Below are 17448 nucleotides of genomic sequence, written 5' to 3' on the forward strand. Positions count from 1 at the left end.
TCTCGTATCAAAACTCCGAAAGGGGGAGCTGTGTCCGCAGTCGCAGTGTGGAACAGCCCTAAGCGCTGGTGGGCGTTAGCCGTCCTGGTGATGTGCGTGCTGGTCAACGGCCTGGACGCGACGATCCTCTACGTCGCCATGCCCGAGCTGGTCGATGCGCTGGGCGCCTCCAACTCCGACCTCCAGTGGTTCCACAACGCCTATCTGCTCGTGTTCGCCAGCCTGATGCTCCCGTTCGGCGTGCTCGCCGACCGAGTCGGCCGCAAGCGGCTGCTGCTGGCCGGACTCGCGGTCTTCGGCCTGGCCTCGGGCTTCGCCACGGTGGTGGACAGCTCCGGATCGCTGATCTTCGCCAGGGCGCTCATGGGACTCGGCGCGGCGATCGTCACCCCGGTGTCGCTGGCCATGCTGCCCGTGCTGTTCGCGCCCCGGGAACGGGCGAGGGCGCTCGCCGTCTGGTCCGCGGGAGTCGCCCTCGGCCTGCCGATCGGCCCGCTGGCCGGCGGCTGGCTGCTGGAGCACTTCTGGTGGGGCTCCGTCTTCCTCATCAACATCCCGATCCTGGTCGTCGCCATGGTGGCGGGCCTCTTCCTCTTCCCGGAACACAGGGGTGTGCGCGAGCACGCGTTCGACTGGCAGGGCGCCGTCCTGTCCGTCCTCGGGCTCGGCGCCCTCACCTTCGCCCTGACCCGGGCCCCCGAAGACGGCTGGCTGAGCGGCAGGACCCTGGGCGGGTCCGCGATCGGCCTGCTGCTGCTCGGCCTGTTCGTGCTGCGTGAACGGACCACCCCGCACCCCCTGTTGAACGTGCGGGCCTTCGGCGAGAGGCGCTTCGGGGCGTCCGTCCTCGCCCTGCTCCTGGTGCATTTCGCGATGACCGGCTTCCTGTTCATGCTGAGCCCCTACCTCCAGGCGGTCCTCGGCAACTCCTCCCTCGGCACCGGCGTACGGATGCTTCCCGTGGTGCTCGCCGTCATGATCGGAGCGGGCGCGGCCGAGCGGCTCGCGCCACGGGTCGGACCACGCGGCCCGGTGGTGACGGGGCTGCTGCTGATGTGCTCGGGGCTGCTGGTCTTCTCCACCACCGGAGTCGCGTCGAGCGAACTCGCCGTCGCCCTCTGCCAGGTGCCGCTGGGCATCGGCATCGGCCTGACCCTGGCCATCGCCATGCACACCGCGCTGGCCACCGCCTCCGACGACAAGTCGGGCGAGGCGTCCGGCATCACCAGCGCCTTCCGCCAGGTCGGCGGTGTGATCGGGGTGGCCGTGCTCGGCAGTGTCCTCAGCACCGGCTTCCGCGACGACATGAAGCCGCTCGTCGCCGGACTGCCCGCCGAGGCGGCCGACGTCGCCAAGGACACCGTCGGCGCCGCCCTGGCCGTCGCGGAGAAGCTCGGCCCCCAGGGCCGGGCGCTGGCCGAGGCCGCCCGCCGGGCCTACGTCGACAGCATGGACACCGCCCTGATCGGGGGCGCGGTGGTGGTCTTCGTCCTCGCCGCCGTCGTCTTCGGGTGGATGCCCCGAGGCGGCGCCACCCCCACCGCCGAGACCCCCGCCGACCCGTCCCGTCCCGTCACGGAGCACGTATGATGAACGTTCGGTGGCGTGCATGGTCTGAGACGGTGATACCGAGAGGTTGACTGCGTAGATGTACGAGACGCGAGAGAACCGGCAGACCGCATCCCGCCCCATAGGGCGGCCGCGCAGCCACCACGCGGACGCCGCCATCATCCAGGCCACGGTGACACTGCTGGGTGAGACCGGCTTCCAGGGGCTGACGATGGACCAGGTCGCCCGCCGGGCGGGCGTGGGACGGGCCACCGTGTACCGGCGCTGGAGCTCGAAGGAAGAGATGATCATCAGCGCGCTGGACACGCTGATGGCGGACTTCGACGTCGAGGCCACCGGCGACCTGCGCACGGACCTCCTCTCCATGACGCGCTGGCTCCGGGACGGACTCCTCAACGCACCCGAGGGACGGCTCCTGCCGCATCTCGCGGCTCAGGCCGTCAGCGACCCCAACTTCCCCTCCAGCCACATGGACACCTGGGTCTGTCCCTGGCGGGACGCCGTCGAGGCCGTCTTCGTCCGGGCCAGGGAGAAGGGCGAGGTCCGCGCGGACGTCGACCTCACCAACGTGGTCGACATGCTGGCCGGCGTGGTGATCCTGCGGCTCTTCCTCGGCCAAGGCAAGCCGCTGACCGACGGCCAGATCCACGACATGATCGAAACGGTCCTCGGCGGCGTCCTCGTATGAGGCCCGCCCGCACCTGAACGTCCGTGGCCGCGACCGGCCCTGCCCGACCCCCGCTCACCCAGTGTCCGAGGGAGGGGCGGGGCCGGCCGCCGTTCTCCCGACCGCTGGAGACCTCCGATGACCACTCCCGCCCGTCCGCCGCTGTCGCCACCGCGCCCCCTCGGGGAGCCGCGCGAGTGGCCGGCCTCCTTCGCCGACCGGCTCACCTCCCCGCTCCCCGGAGTGACCGACTTCGTCCGCCTCGCCCTGCGCGGCGAGCGGCTGCGCCCACCCGCGCACACCCTCGACCAACTCGCCCGACTGCCCGTCGACCCCGCCCCGGTACCCGACGTCGCGCCCGGCGACCTCTCCCTCACCTGGGTCGGACACGCCAGCTTCATCGTGCGGATCGGCGGCCTCACCGTCCTCACCGACCCGGTCTGGTCCCGCAAGATCGTCGGCACCCCGGAACGGGTCACCCCGGTCGGCGTCCCCTGGCCCGACGTCCCGCACATCGACGCCGTCGTCATCAGCCACAACCACTACGACCATCTCGACACCGCCACCCTGGACCGGCTGCCGCCCACCACCCCGTTACTGGTGCCCGCCGGGCTCGCCGACTGGATCAGACGGCACGGATTCACCCACGTGACCGAACTCGACTGGTGGGAAGCCGTCGAACTGCCCGGACCACTCGGCCCCGTCCGCTTCGACTTCGTCCCCTCCCACCACTGGAGCAGGCGCGGACTGACCGACACCTGCCGCACCCTGTGGGGCGGCTGGACACTCACCGCGCCCGAAGGACCCCGGGTCTACTTCGCGGGCGACACCGGATACGGCCACTGGTTCGGCGAGATCGGCCACCGCTACCCCGGCATCGACCTGGCGATCCTGCCGATCGGCGCCTACGCGCCACGCTGGATGCTGCACCCCGTGCACACCTCCCCCGAAGAAGCCGTACGGGCCTGCGAGGACCTCGGGGCGCGCATCCTGACGCCCATGCACTGGGCGACGTTCCTGCTCTCCGCCGAGCCGCCGCTCGAACCGCTGCGACGGGTGACCACCGCCTGGCAGACGGCCGGCCGGCCCCGCGACGACCTGTGGGACCTGGCGATCGGGGCCTCCAAGACCCTGCGCGCGGCACGGTGGCGGGCGTCCCTGTAGAAGTCGTCCAGGACGTATCCAGAACTGCTACAGACCTTCTGTAGACAACCCCCGGCACACTGTCGAAGCGCAATACGGCGACCCGTCGAATTCGCCGATTCCCGCGCGCTTCCACACCGCTTCAGGGTCTACGGGAAGGTCACAGCATGCCGTCAAGTCCTTACGGTATTTCCGCCGACTACGACGTCGTCATCATCGGAGGAGGCCCGGCCGGAGCTACGACGGCCGGCCTTCTCGCACAGAACGGCCACCGGGTACTGGTGCTCGACCGGGAGCGTTTTCCGCGCTACCACGTCGGTGAATCCCTCATTCCGGCCTTCATGAAGCCGATGGAGGAACTCGGCCTCACCGAACGCATGGACCAGCGCGGCTTCGAGCGGAAGTACGGCGGCAGCCTCGTCTGGGGCAACAACCAGGTGCCGTGGAAATTCGGCTTCCTCAAGGGCAAGTACCCGTACGCCTTCCACACCCGCCGCGCCGACCTCGACGCCCTGATCCTCGACCGGGCCCGCGAACTCGGCGCGCACATCATCGAGGACGCCACCGTCAAGGAGCCGATCGACGAGGACGGCCGGGTGGTCGGCGTCCGCTACGCCCTGCGCGGCATGGACGGCGTCCGCGAGGTGCGGGCCGGTCTCGTCATCGACGCCTCGGGACAGGCCCGGGTGCTCAGCCGCCGCTACACCGACGTGAAATGGCACGACGAGCTGCGCAACGTCGCCGTGTGGACGTACTACGACAACTGCGAGCGCCTCGAGGGCGACGAATACACCAACATCCTCATCGAGGGCCTGGACGGCGGCTGGTTCTGGGCCATCCCCATCGACAAGGGCACCATCAGCGTCGGGTACGTGACGCGGGTGGCGAGCGCCGGTGAGTCGGGCCAGTCGCTCGAAGACCTCTTCCACGCCCAGCGCGACCGCACCACCAAGCTCAAGAAGATGCTCGCCGGCGCCCGCCAGTCGGCCGGCTTCCGCACCGCCCGCGACTGGTCGTACCACTCCGACCGGTTCTACGGGGACGGCTGGGTCCTGGTCGGCGACACCGCCGCCTTCGTCGACCCGCTGTTCTCCACCGGCGTCGCCCTCGCCTGCATGGCGGGCAGCACCCTCGCCAAGATCGTCGACCAGATCATCAAGCACCCCGAGATCGAGGCGAAGGCCCTCGACCGGTACGCCACCGCGTATTCCGGATTCTTCGACGAGATCCGGGAGTTCGTCGAACGCTTCTACGACCAGACGAAATACAAGGAGTTCTACCACAGCCTCGCCCAGGAGATGATCGACCCGGAGCACGAGCGGAAGCCGGCCGACGACTTCGTCACCCTCATCTCCGGCCTCAGCGGAAATCATCCGCTGTTCCAGATCACGCTGGACGACCTGATCTCGGACCAGGAGTCGGGGACGGTCACTCCGTCGAACTGAGCGGATCTCCGGGGCGGCCGTCGCACCACGCGCCACGGCCGCCCCGGACCTTTTTCCACAGCGTCACACGTATGCGACAACGGCGGGGGTCCGGGGGAAATGAGCAGTCATCAGTTACAGGTCCTGTTCTTGGATCTGGCGATCATTCTTGTACTGGCGCGCGGGCTCGGACATCTCGCGTCCCGCATCCAACAACCGCCCGTCGTGGGCGAGATCCTCGCGGGCGTGCTGCTCGGTCCGACCCTGCTCGACGGCGCGTTGAGCGACACCCTCTTCCCCGCCGACGTACGGCCCGTGCTCTCGGGCGTGGCCAACCTCGGCGTCGCCCTCTTCATGTTCGTGGTCGGCCTCGAACTGGAGGCCACCACCATGAAAGGCCACGGCCGTGCGACCGTCGCCGCGGCCGTCGGCTCCACCGCCGTGCCCTTTCTGTGCGGCGTCGCCCTCGCCTTCGCGCTGCTGCCCGGCCACGAGGTCCGCGACCGCGCCACCTTCGTGGTGTTCGTCGGGCTCGCCGTCTCCGTGACCGCCTTCCCGGTCCTGGCCCGCATCCTCACCGAACGCGGCCTCAGCCGCACCGCCATCGGCGGCATCGCCCTGGCCACGGCGGCCTTCGTCGACGTGGTCGCCTGGTCCGCGCTGGCCGGGGTCAACGCGTCGGTCGGCGCGGGCGGAGACCACTGGCGGGTCCTGCTCATGGCGCCCTACCTGGCCGTCATGGTGGGCGTCGTCCGCCCGCTGCTGCGCCGCTGCCTCGTACCGCGCGACCGCCCCGCCGAGCCGGGACCGCTCAAGTTCGCCGTCGTCCTGATCGGCGCGCTGCTGTCCGCCGCGGCCACCGAGGCGATGGGCATGCACCACATCTTCGGCGCCTTCCTCTTCGGGTTGATCGTGCCCCGCGAGGGCGCCCGCGCCCTGCGCGCCGACGTCCACGACCGCACCAGCCACCTGACGTCGATCCTGCTGCCCGTGTACTTCGTGGTCGCCGGCTTCCAGGTCGACCTCGGCGGCGTCGGCGTCGCGGGACTGCGCGAACTGGGCCTCATCCTTCTGGTCGCCGTCGTCGGCAAGTTCGGCGGCACCTACCTGGGCGCCCGCGCCGCCAAACTCCCGCCCCGCTCCGCGGCCACCTTGGCGGCCCTGATGAACACCCGCGGCCTGACCGAACTGGTCATCCTCGGCATCGGACTCCAACTCGGGCTCCTGGACAACGCGTTGTACTCGCTGATGGTCGTCATGGCGGTGGTGACGACGGTCATGACCGGCCCGTTGCTCACCCGTATCGAGGCCGGCCGGCCGAAGCCGGACACCGACGCGGACACCGTGAGGGAACGGATCGGCGCCGCCCCCTGAGACGCGGCACCGCCTGCGAGGGAACCAGACGGCCGCACCGGACGGGACAGGGACCGAAAGGAATCAGGCATGCACTTGGTCGAGCGGGACCAGGAGCTCACCACACTCACCGACATGATCCAGCGCACCGCCCGCGGCGAGGGGCAGGTGGCGCTGATCACCGGCGGCATCGGCTGCGGCAAGACCGCCCTGCTCGCCGCCGTCGGCGACCGGGCCAGAGAACACGGCTTCGAAGTCCGGTGCGCGATCGCCTCGTTGGCCGAACGGCAGACCCCGGGTGCGGTCCTCGGCCAGCTCACCCGCGCCGGCGGCCCGGTACCGGCGGACCTGACCGATCCGCCCGGGACCGCGGCACACCAGGACCGCACCGGGCACGCCACCTCGGGCACCCTCGCCAGGCTCGGCCCCGAGAGCCTCGACTCGGGGGTGTCCCGTACCCTCCAGCGGCTCTGCGCCGCCGTCGAACGGCGGGCCAGGCGCACCCCGCTGCTGCTGTGCCTGGACGACGTCCAGTTCATGGACGAACTCTCCCTGCACTGGCTGCTGTTGCTGATCCGCGGGCTCTCCGACGCCCCCCTCGCGCTGGTGCTGACTGAACGCGGTCTCTCCCGTCCCGCCGACCCCAGGCTCCGTGCCGAACTGCGCCGCCGCCCCGAACACCGGCCCCTCGCCCTGCCCCGGCTGACCGTCGAAGGAGTCGCCGCCGTCCTCGCCCCGTACGTCGGCACGGACCTCGCGCCCGCGCTCGCCGCCGAGTGCCACGCCGTCAGCGGCGGCAACCCGCTGCTCGCCAGGGCGCTCGCCGAGGACAGCAGGCACGGCGCGACCGACACCCACCGCACCGCACCCCGGCTGGTCGTCGGTGACGCCTTCGCCGACGCCGTCACCGGCTCTCTGCACCGCGGCTGGCCCGCCCTGCTGCGGATCGCGCGGGCCCTCGCCGTCCTGCGCGAGGACACCCCCGCGGACCCGACCGTGGCGCGGGTCGCCGACGTGGAGGACACCGTCAGGGCCCGGGGGCTGCGCGCGCTGGAGGACGCGGGACTGCTCGCGGACGGCCGGCTGCGCCACCCGGCGACCGCGGCCGCCGCCCTGGTCGGCTGCACCGGGCAGGAGCGCGCCGTGCTGCACCGGCGCGCCGCCGAGCGGCTCTACGAGGAGGGCGCACCCGCCGTCCGCGTCGCCCACCATCTCGTCGCCGCCGGAGCGGGCCCCGCCCCGTGGGCCGTCCCCCAGCTGAGGGAGGCCGCCGAACGTCATCTGGCCGCCAGCCGTCCCGCGTCGGCCAGGCCCTGCCTCGAAGCCGCCCTGCGGCACTGCCGGGACGACGGCGAACGGCTGCGGCTCAAGGCGCTCCTCGCCGGCGCCACCTGGGTGCTCGACCCCACCATGGGGGCACGCCACCTCGTCGAACTCGCCGACGCCCTGCGGGACGGACGCCTTCCCGACCAGTACGCGCTGATGCTCGCCAAGTACCTACTGTGGCACGGCCGGTACGTCGAGGCGGCGGACGCCGTCGAGCGGATCGGGCGACGCGACGCCGCCGTCACCGATCCGCTGGCCGCCGCCGAGGCGCGGGCCACCCGTGAACTCCTCTCCGTCACCTACCCGGGCCTGGTGCCCGGTGGCCGGCCCGCCCCGGGACAGGTCGCCGCCGCCGGTGACCCGCGCACCCGGGGCGCGGCGGCGCTCTCCGACGTGCTGCGGCACGGACCGGGCCGGCAGGTCGTCGGGACCGCCGAGGCGGCCATGCGGGCGATGCGCCTGGGACGCACCACTCACGAGTGGCTGACCTGCGCCGTCTCCGCGCTGCTCTTCGCGGACCGGACCGCGTCGGCCGCCTCCTGGTGCGACCACTGGCTCGCCGAGGCACGGGCCCGCCGGGTCCCCCTGTGGATCGCCGAGTTCTCCTCGCTGCGTGCCGGGATCGCCCTGCGCCAGGGACGGCCGCACGAGGCCCGCGAACTGGCCGAGGACGCCCTCGCCCGGATCCCGGTGGAGAGCTGGGGCGTCTGCATCGGCGGCCCGCTGGCCAACCTGATCCAGGCCAACACCGACCTCGGCGACCACGAAGCGGCGGCCGAATATGTCGAAGTACCGCTCCCTGCCGGTCTGTTCGACAGCCGCTTCGGCCTCTACTACCTGCACGCCCGGGGGCACCACTACCTCGCCACCGAGCAACCCCGCGCCGCCCTTGACGACTTCGTCAACTGCGGTGTCCTGATGCGCAGGTGGCGCATGGACCAGCCGTCCCTCGTCCCGTGGCGCTCCGGCGCCGCCCACGCCCACCTCGCGCTGGGCGGCACCACCAGGGCACGGGCCCTCGCCGTCGAACAACTGCGCCTGTCCGGAGACGCGTTGACCCGCACCCGGGGCATCTCCCTGCGGGTCCTCGCCGCCGTCGGACGGCCCTCCCAGCGGGGCGCGCTGCTCAAGAGCGCCGTGCCGATCCTGGAGCGTTCGGGCGACCGCGTGCAGTACGCGGGCGCGCTGGCCGAGCTGGGCCTCACCCACCTGCGGGCGGGCCGCGCCGACACCGCAACCGAACTGGTCCGCCGAGCAGTTGAGTTGGCCGAGGAGTGCCGGGCGCCGGCGCTCGCCGCCCGCCTCGCGGAACTCCTGCCCGCCCACGACACCCCGTCGCCCGCCGAGGCGACGGAACGGCACCACAGCCTCGACCTGCTCAGCCCCGCCGAACAACGCGTCGCCTCGCTGACCGCCCAGGGCTTCAGCAACCGGGAGATCTCCGCACGGCTCGGCGTCACGGTCAGCACCGTCGAACAGCACCTGACCAAGGTCTTCCGCAAGCTCGGGGTCCGCGCCCGGGGCGATCTCCGGCAGGCCGGGGCGCTGGCCGGGTGACCCCCGGGCGCCCGGCGCCCGGCACGGGCGTCCACCACCACCCATCCCAGGAGGATCAGGAACCCTATGAAGCACACTGACCGATACGACGTGGCGATCCTCGGCAGCGGCATGGCCGGCGGGATGCTGGGCGCGGTCCTGGCCCGCAACGGCGTGAAGGTGCTGCTCCTCGACGCCGGCACGCACCCCCGGTTCGCGGTGGGGGAGTCCACCATCCCCTACACCTCCGGGATGACGCGGCTGATCGCCGACCGCTACCGAGTCCCCGAACTGCGGGCCCTGTCCAGCTTCAAGGGCATCCGCGAACACGTCTCGCGCAACTGCGGACAGAAGCAGAACTTCGGGTTCGTCTACCACCGCGAGGGCGTCCCCCAGGACCCGCGGGAGATCAACCAGCTGGTCGTGCCGTCCGTCCTGCGCACCGAGACCCATCTGTTCCGCCAGGACATCGACGCCTACCTCTTCCACGTGGCCGTGAAGTACGGCGCCCAGCCGCGGCTGAACACCAGGATCGTGGACATCGAGACCGACCCCGGCACCGGCGCCGTCCTGCGCACCGACGGCGGCGAGGAGTTCCGCGCCCAGTACGTCGTCGACGGCAGCGGGTTCCGCTCACCGCTCGCCGAGAAGTTCGCGCTGCGGGAGACACCCACCCGCGCCAGGACGCACTCCCGCTGCCTGTTCACCCACATGACCGGCGTCGAGCCCTTCGACAAGGCCCCCGCCGCCCGCCGCCACGACCAGCCCAACCCCTGGCACCACGGCACCCTGCACCACGTCTTCGAAGGCGGCTGGCTCTGGGTCATCCCGTTCGACAACCACGCCGACTCGCTCAACCCGCTGTGCAGCGTCGGCCTCACCCTCGACCCCCGCAAGCACCCCAAGGACGACCGCACCCCACAGGCGGAGTTCGACGCGTTCCTGGCCCGGTTCCCCGAGATCGCGCACCAGTTCCGCGAGGCGCGGGCGGTCCGCCCCTGGGTCTCCACCGGGCGGCTCCAGTACTCGGCGAAACAGGTGGTCGGCGAGCGGTTCTGCCTCACCTCGCACGCCGCGGGCTTCATCGACGCCCTGTACTCGCGCGGCCTCACCAACACCATGGAACTCGTCAACGCCCTCGGCTGGCGCCTCATCGCCGCCAGCCGCGACGGCGACTGGTCCATGGCCAGGTTCGGCTACCTGGAGGACCTCCAGCAGGGCCTGTTCGACTTCCACGACGACATCGTGCACAGCTCCTTCGTGGGCTTCCGCGACTACGAGCTGTGGAACGCCGTCAACCGCACCTGGATGCTCGGCACCATGCTCGGCAACGTCATGCTGGAGGACGCCTACTACCGGTTCGAACGCACCGGCGACGACCGCGTCTTCCGGGAGCTGGAGGAACACGGCAGCCCCGGCTCCCCGCTCCCCGTCAGCGCCGGCTTCACCCGGATGGGCCCGCTCACCAGGGAACTGTGCCAAGCCGTCGAGGAGGGCACCGAGAGCCCGGGGGAGGCGGCCCGCGCGATCCTCTCGTACATCCGGGACGCCGACTTCATCGCACCGTCCTTCCGGTTCGGCGAGCGGGACACCCGCTGCTTCGCGATGTCCCCGGCGAAGATGGCCATGAACGCCCGCTGGTGCCGCAGGGACGCGCCGCCTGAGATCGGCCCCCGCATGATCAACGCCAGCAAGGGCCTGGTCCGGATGCGGCTGCGGGCGGGCAGGTAGCGGTCCGCCACACGGCCGCGCGCGGGCAGGCAGGCGGGAGGCCGCCACCGGACCGGCGCGTCCGGCGAGGCCGCCACCGGACCGGCGCGTCCGGCGCGGCCGGCGAGCGGGTCACCCGCACCCGGGCCCGCGCCTCGCGCACACCCCCTATGCCCCGCTCAGGGGGTGCCGGGAGAACCCCCCGCCCCGGCGGGCAGGGGGTTCTCCCGGCTCAGCCGCCCTTCCTAGCCTGGGACCGCACCGGTTCACGGATATCCGGTCCCGCCCGGGACCGTCGAGGTCCGTGGCCACGGCGCCGTCGGCACCGCACTGAGACCCGGGCAGCGCCCGGTCACCCGCTCCCGGACGAAAAGGCAGCGAATGATGAACGCGCAGTCCACCCCCGACGCCGAGGAACCGATCGCCGTCGTCGGCATGGCCGGCCGCTTCCCCGGGGCACCCGACGTCGACAGCCTCTGGACCCTCCTGATGAACCGCCAGGAAGCCATCCGCGCGGTCCCCTCCGACCGCTGGGACGCCACCCTCCAGCACGACCCCCGGCTGCGCGTCCCGGCGGTCGGCGGCTTCCTCGACGACATCGACCTCTTCGACGCCGGGTTCTTCGGGATCTCCCCGCGCGAGGCCGCCGCCATGGACCCGCAGCAGCGGCTGCTCCTCGAGGTCGGCTGGCAGACCCTGGAGGACGCCGGACAGCGGGCGAGCGACCTCGCGGGCACCCGCACCGGGGTCTACGTCGCCACCGTCTGGCACGACTACGAACTGCTGCGCAGGGCACGGGGCGCCGGACACACCCAGCACACCCTCGTCGGCTCGGGGCGCGACATCCTCGCCAACCGGCTGTCGTACTTCATGAAGCTCCGCGGCCCGAGCCTCGCGGTCGACACCGGCTGCTCGTCAGGGCTGGTCGCCCTCGACCTCGCCGCCCGCGCCCTGCGCGCCCGCGACATCGAAGCGGCCGTCGTCGGCAGCACCAACCTGATGATGGACCCGCACGTCAGCGTCGGCCTCACCCACTTCGGCGGTCTCTCCCCCGACGGACGCTGCGCCTCCTTCGCCCGGTCCGCGAACGGCTTCGTCCGCGGCGAGGGCGTCGCCGCCGTCTACCTCAAGACGCTCAGCCGCGCCCTGCGCGACGGCGACCGGGTGCACGGCGTCCTGGTGAGCACCCTCACCAACAACGACGGCGGCGGCGCCAGCCTGGTCAGCCCCAGCCAGGAAGGCCAGGAGGACCTGCTGCGCCGCAGCTACGGCCCGCACACCGTGCCCGCCGCCGCCCTCTCCTACGTCGAGGCGCACGGCACCGGCACCAAGCGCGGCGACCCGACGGAGGCCGGCGCGCTCGGCGCCGTCCTCGGCCGCGCCCGCCCGGCCGGCGACCCGCTGCCGATCGGCTCGGTGAAGACCAACATCGGTCACCTGGAGGGAAGTTCGGGACTCGCCGGACTGATCAAGGTGCTCCTCTCGCTCCGCCACCGGCTGGTCCCGCCGTCCTTGCACGCCGAGGAGCTGAACCCGCGCATCCCGTTCGACGATCTCAACCTCAGCGTGGTCCGCGAACCGCTCGCCCTGCCCCCCGAGGGACCGGTCCACCTGGGCGTCAACTCCTTCGGCTGGGGCGGGAGCAACGCCCATGTCGTCGTCGCGTCCCCACCGCCCCCCGCACCGCCCGCGCCCGACCCCGACCGCACCCGCGACACCGCGCTGCCCCCGGTGATCACCCTGTCGGGACACCGCGCCCCCGTCCTGCCCCGCCGCGCGGCCCAGTTGCACGACGCGCTGCTCGCCGCCGAGCCGTCCGGCACCGCCGAACTGGCCGGCACCCTCGCCTGGCACCGTGACCACTTCCCCGAGCGGGCCGCGTTCGTCGCCGAGGACCTTCAGCGGACCGCCGCAGGACTCACCGCCCTCCAGGACCCCGCCACCCCCGACGACCCGGACACCGCCCTCGTCACCGGACGGGCCGTCCCGCACCGCCGCACCGCCTTCCTCTTCCCCGGGCAGGGCTCCCAGTGGCGCGAGATGGGCGTCGCCCTCTACCGCGACAGCCCGCGCTTCGCCGCTGTCGTCGACCGGTGCTCCAAAGCCCTCGCCCCGCACGTCGACTGGGACCTCACCGACGTGTTCGTCCCCGGCGCCGGGCCGCTCGGCGACACCTGGACCACCCGCACCGACGTGCTCCAACCCGCCCTGTGGGCCATGTCGTTGGGCCTGGCCGAACTGTGGGGCGCGGCCGGCGTCGTCCCCGACGTCGTCCTCGGCACCAGCCAGGGCGAGATCACCGCCGCCACCTTCGCGGGCGCCCTCTCCCTCGACGACGCCGCCCTCGTCCTCGCCCGGCGCGGCGCCCTGATCGCCGAGCGGGTGTCGGGGCGCGGGCTCATGCTCGCCGTCGACCTGGACCGCGAGGCCGCCCTGCGCGCCCTGGAGGGGTTCGAGGACGAGATCTCCTTCGCGGCCCACAACGGACCCCGCTCCTGCGTCCTGTCGGGCGACCACGACCACGTCCTCGCCCTGAAGGAACTCCTGGAGGCCGAGGGCACCTACTGCGCCCTGGTCGGCATCGACTACGCCTCCCACAGCGCCGGCATGGGCGTCCTGCGCGACGACCTCGCCACCGCGCTCGCCCCGATCCGGCCCACCGCGGGCACCGTCCCCGTGATGTCCACGGTCGAGGCGGCCGTCGTCGACGGCGGCGCCCTCGACCCCGGCTACTGGGTCCGCAACCTGTGCGAGCCCATCGAGTTCGCCGCCGCCATGGACGCCCTCTTCGACAGCGGCGTCACCCACGTCGTGGAGATCAGCCCCCATCCGGTCCTGCACCCCGCCCTCGAACAGCTGATCGCCGCGCGCGAAGAGCAGCTCGCCCCGCTCACCACGGTGCGCCGCGGCCACGCCGGTGTCCGCGACGTCGCCCAGGCCCTCGCCCGCGCCTACATCGCGGGCCTCGAACCCTTCGGCACCCTGCCCCGCCACGCGCGGGTTCCCGTGCCCCGCTACCCGATGGAGCGCGAGAGCTTCTGGCCCGCCGTCGACCACCGCCCGGCGGGCGGCGCAGTCCAGGGCCTTCAGGCTCCGCTCACCCCCGCCCCCGGACGGCCCGGAGTCTGGCACGGCAGCCTCGAACTGTCGCCCGCCACCCAGCCCTGGCTCACCGACCACCAGCTCTACGACACCGCCCTGCTGCCCGGCACCGGCATGCTGGCCATCGCCCTGCACACCGCGCTGGCCCGCACCGGCGCACCGGCCGCGCGCCTCACCGACGTCCGCTTCCGCAAGGAGGTCACGGTCGCGGCGGGCGCGGTCCGGTTCACCACCGAATGGCAGGACACCCCCGAGGGCGGCGCGTTCCGGCTGCTGTCACTGCCCGCGGGGGCCGCCGCCTGGGACGTCGTCGCGACCGCCGCCGTCGAGCACGGGTCACCCGCGCCCGAGACCCCCGCCTGCCCCGACTGGGACGACCGGGCCACCACCGAGGAGGACCCCGCCGAGTTCTACCGCCGCTGCACCGAGCGGGGGCAGGTCTACGGGCCCGCCTTCCGGACGGTGCGGAGCCTGCGGCGCCACCCGTCGGGCGACGAGGCACTCGCCGAGATCCGGCTGCCCGACGACCTCTGGGCCGGCCTGCGCCCCCAGGTCCCGCACCCCGTGCTGTGGGACGGCGCACTCCAGGTCGCCCTGCTGCTCGACGACTCCGCGCAGCCGCTGATGCCGGTGGCCGTCGACACCGTCCACCTCCTGCCCGCGGGCCCCGACCCCGTCACCGCGCTCCGCTCCCACGTCCTGCGCCGACCGGACGGCCGCGTCGACGTCCGGGTCTACGACGACGACCGCCGCCCCCTGCTGGTCATGGAGGGCCTCGTCCTGCGGTCCCTGCCCGGCTCCGAGCGGCACCGGCCCGACACCGGCCGACTGCACCACCTGCACTGGACCGACGTCACCGACACCGCCCCCGAGGACACCCCCGCCCACGACGGCGGGGCGGCCCCGGCCGGCCGCTGGATCGTCTGCGACAGCACCGGCGGTGGCGCCCGGGACCTGGTCGACGCGCTGCGCGGCGCGGGCGCCGAGGTCACCACCGTCGGCGACCTCGGCCGCCCCGAGGACATCGTGGCCCGCGCCGCCACCGCCGCCGACGCCATCGACGAGATCCTCTTCCTCGCACCCCGCGCCTGCGTCGGACCCGACGCCCAGCAGCGCGGACTCGCCCACCTCACCGCCCTGGTGCGGGTCTGCTCCGCGCTGCCCGCACTGCCCCGGCTCACCGTGGTCACCGACCGGGCGCAGAGCGCCACCGCCGACGACACACCCGACCCGGGCGCCGCCCTGTACTGGGGATACGGGCGGGTGCTGCAACGCGAGCACCCCGAACTGCGGCCCCGGCTCATCGACATCGACACCTCAGCCGCCGACTGGACCCGGGCCTGCTCCCTGGCCCTGCTCGCCACGGTCGACGACCAGCTCGCGCTGCGCGGCGACCGGCGGCTGGCCGCCCGGATCGTGCGGGCCGGTACGCACGAACCGGGCGGCCTGGACGGGACCCACCGCACCCCGGCGCGTCCCGCCCGGCGCACCTGCCCCCAGCCCTTCCGCCTCGGCGCCGCCCGCACCGGCCCGGCGGCCACCGCCGAGTTCCTCCCGCACACCCCGCCGCTGCCCGCCGAGGGTCAGGTGGTGGTGGCGACCACGGCGGCCGCCGTGACCCCCGCCGATCTGCGCGACCTCGCCGCCGTCCGGGCCGGCACCGCCCCCGGCACCCTGCCGCTGGGCCGCGCCTGCGCCGGCCGGATCAGCGCCCTGGGCCCCGGCGTCCACGGGCTCGAGGTCGGCGACCGGGTCGCCGCCGTGACCGCGGGCGCCCTGGCCGGACACGTCCTCGCCGACGCGGCCCAGGTGATCCGGCTGCCCGAAGGACACGGCGACGCCGAGGCCGCCGCGCTCACCCTGCCCGCCGTCACCGCCCGGTACGCCCTCACCCACGTCGGCCGCCTCGCCGAGGGCGACACCGTGCTGATCCACACGACCGCGCTGCCGGACGCGCTGGCCGCCGTCCGGGTCGCCCGAGCCGAGGGCGCCCTCCCGCTGGTCGTCGACGACGACGCACCGCGCCACACGGACGCCCTGCGCTCGGCGGGCGCCCACACGGTCCTCGACAGCGCCGACCCCGCATGGCCCTCGGCGTTCGACCTGGCCACCGACGGCCGGGGCGCCGACGTGGTCCTCGGCCCGCGCGGCGGCACGGCCGCAGGACACGCCTGGGCCCTGCTGGCACCGGACGGACGGTACGTCGAGGACGCCACCCGCGACGGGTCACGGCCCGCCCCCGACGACCGCCCCCTGCCCGTCGGCGTCACCTTCGGCTCCGTCGACCTGGACGCGCTGCGGCTGCGCCGCCCCGCCCTCTTCGCCCGCCTGCTGGCCGACGTCTGGGCATCCGACGACGACCACCTGCCCACCGCGCCACCCGTGCGCGCCCACGACTGCGCCGGCCTCACCGCGACCACCGTCGACCTCGACCACGCCCCGCAGGACGCCGGGCTCGTCCTCACCGGTCTCGACGGCGTGCGGCACATCGCGCCCGAACCCCTGCCCGACGGCAGGTTCCGCTCCGACGGCGCCTACCTGATCAGCGGCGGGCTCGGCGCCCTCGGCCTCTCCCTCGCGGAGTTCCTCGCCGCGAAGGGCGCGGGCACCCTCGTCCTCGTCGGCAGGTCCGCACCCACCGCGCAGGCCGCCGCCCGACTGGCGGAACTCCGCTCCCTGGGGACCGCCGTGCACGTCCTGCGCTGCGACGTCGCCGACCGCACCGCCGTCCGCCAGGCCCTCGACGGACTGCGCGCCCGGGGACTGCCCCCGCTGCGCGGCGTCGCGCACGCCGCCGGCGTCGTCTCGGACGCCACCATCGGACGGCTGACCCCACGCCGGCTCGCCAAGGTGCTCCACCCCAAGGTGGCGGGCACCGCCACCCTGGAGGCCGTCACCGCGCACGACCCGCTGGACTTCTTCCTCCTCTTCTCCTCCGCCGCGGCCCTCGTCGGCAACCCGGGCCAGGCCGCCTACGCCGCGGCCAACGCCTACCTCGACGCCACCGCCGAACTGCGCCGCCGCCGCGGACTGCCCGCGCTCAGCGTCCAGTGGGGCCCCTTCGCCGACATCGGCCTCGCCGCCCGCGACGACCGCGCGGGCGCCCGGCTCAGCGACCGCGGCATGGACGCCTTCCCCGCCAACGAGGCCTGGTCCGCGCTGACCCGGCTGCTCACGCGGGACCGCCCCGTCGTCGGCTACCTCCCGCTCGACCTGCGCCGCTGGTTCGAGGCCGCCCCCGACACGGTCGCCCTGAGCGCCTGGCACGACCTGCACGCGAGGCTCGGGGAGACCGGCGGACCAGAGACGGGCAGCGCCTTCGCCGCCGCCCTGCGCGCCGCACCCGAGGAGACCCGGCCCGCCCTGGTGGAGGCCAAGGTCCGCGAACTCGCCGCCCAGGTCCTGCGCCTCGCCCCCGAACGGCTGGAACGTGACGCGCTGTTCGAGTCCCTCGGCCTGGACTCGCTGATGAGCCTCGAACTCCGCAACCGCCTCGAAGCCGCCCTCGGCCTGCGCCTCTCGCCCACTCTCCTGTGGACGTACGGCACCCTGCGCACCCTCACCAGGGCCCTCACCGAGCAGGTCACCCATCCCCGGGAGCAGGCGTGAGCACCGACC

8 protein-coding genes are annotated in these 17448 nt (G+C 73.5%); all 8 read left to right on the forward strand.

Annotation, left to right across the window (positions count from 1 at the left end):
• The first annotated feature begins 30 nt into the window (after positions 1-30).
• The 8 genes from DDJ31_RS35045 to DDJ31_RS35080 all read left to right on the forward strand — a co-directional run bounded on the left by DDJ31_RS35045 (position 31) and on the right by DDJ31_RS35080 (position 17439).
• On the forward strand, positions 31-1590 hold the full coding sequence (locus DDJ31_RS35045; RefSeq protein ID WP_164784830.1) for an MFS transporter: 1560 nt from the start codon (positions 31-33) through the stop codon (positions 1588-1590).
• Positions 1591-1648: 58 nt separating this feature from the next.
• Complete coding sequence (locus DDJ31_RS35050) at positions 1649-2257, forward strand: TetR/AcrR family transcriptional regulator (protein WP_127176387.1); 609 nt, start codon at positions 1649-1651, stop codon at positions 2255-2257.
• A 117-nt stretch (positions 2258-2374) separates the two neighbouring features.
• The gene (locus DDJ31_RS35055; RefSeq protein WP_127176386.1) at positions 2375-3400 is read left to right on the forward strand and encodes an MBL fold metallo-hydrolase; all 1026 of its coding nucleotides are present in this window, start codon (positions 2375-2377) and stop codon (positions 3398-3400) included.
• Positions 3401-3546: 146 nt separating this feature from the next.
• A complete protein-coding gene (locus DDJ31_RS35060; protein ID WP_127176385.1) occupies positions 3547-4824 on the forward strand; it encodes an NAD(P)/FAD-dependent oxidoreductase in 1278 nt (425 codons plus the stop codon).
• 99 nt (positions 4825-4923) lie between these two features.
• The gene (locus DDJ31_RS35065) at positions 4924-6177 is read left to right on the forward strand and encodes a cation:proton antiporter domain-containing protein (protein WP_127176384.1); all 1254 of its coding nucleotides are present in this window, start codon (positions 4924-4926) and stop codon (positions 6175-6177) included.
• Positions 6178-6246: 69 nt separating this feature from the next.
• The gene (locus tag DDJ31_RS35070) at positions 6247-9039 is read left to right on the forward strand and encodes an AAA family ATPase (protein WP_127176383.1); all 2793 of its coding nucleotides are present in this window, start codon (positions 6247-6249) and stop codon (positions 9037-9039) included.
• Positions 9040-9105: 66 nt separating this feature from the next.
• On the forward strand, positions 9106-10749 hold the full coding sequence (locus DDJ31_RS35075) for an NAD(P)/FAD-dependent oxidoreductase (RefSeq protein WP_127176382.1): 1644 nt from the start codon (positions 9106-9108) through the stop codon (positions 10747-10749).
• Positions 10750-11109: 360 nt separating this feature from the next.
• Positions 11110-17439 (forward strand): type I polyketide synthase, encoded by a 6330-nt coding sequence (locus DDJ31_RS35080; protein WP_206280620.1) that lies wholly within the window; start codon positions 11110-11112, stop codon positions 17437-17439.
• Positions 17440-17448 lie beyond the last annotated feature (9 nt).

Origin of the sequence: Streptomyces griseoviridis (genome assembly GCF_005222485.1) — a bacterium.
Taxonomy (GTDB): Bacteria; Actinomycetota; Actinomycetes; order Streptomycetales; family Streptomycetaceae; genus Streptomyces; species Streptomyces hintoniae.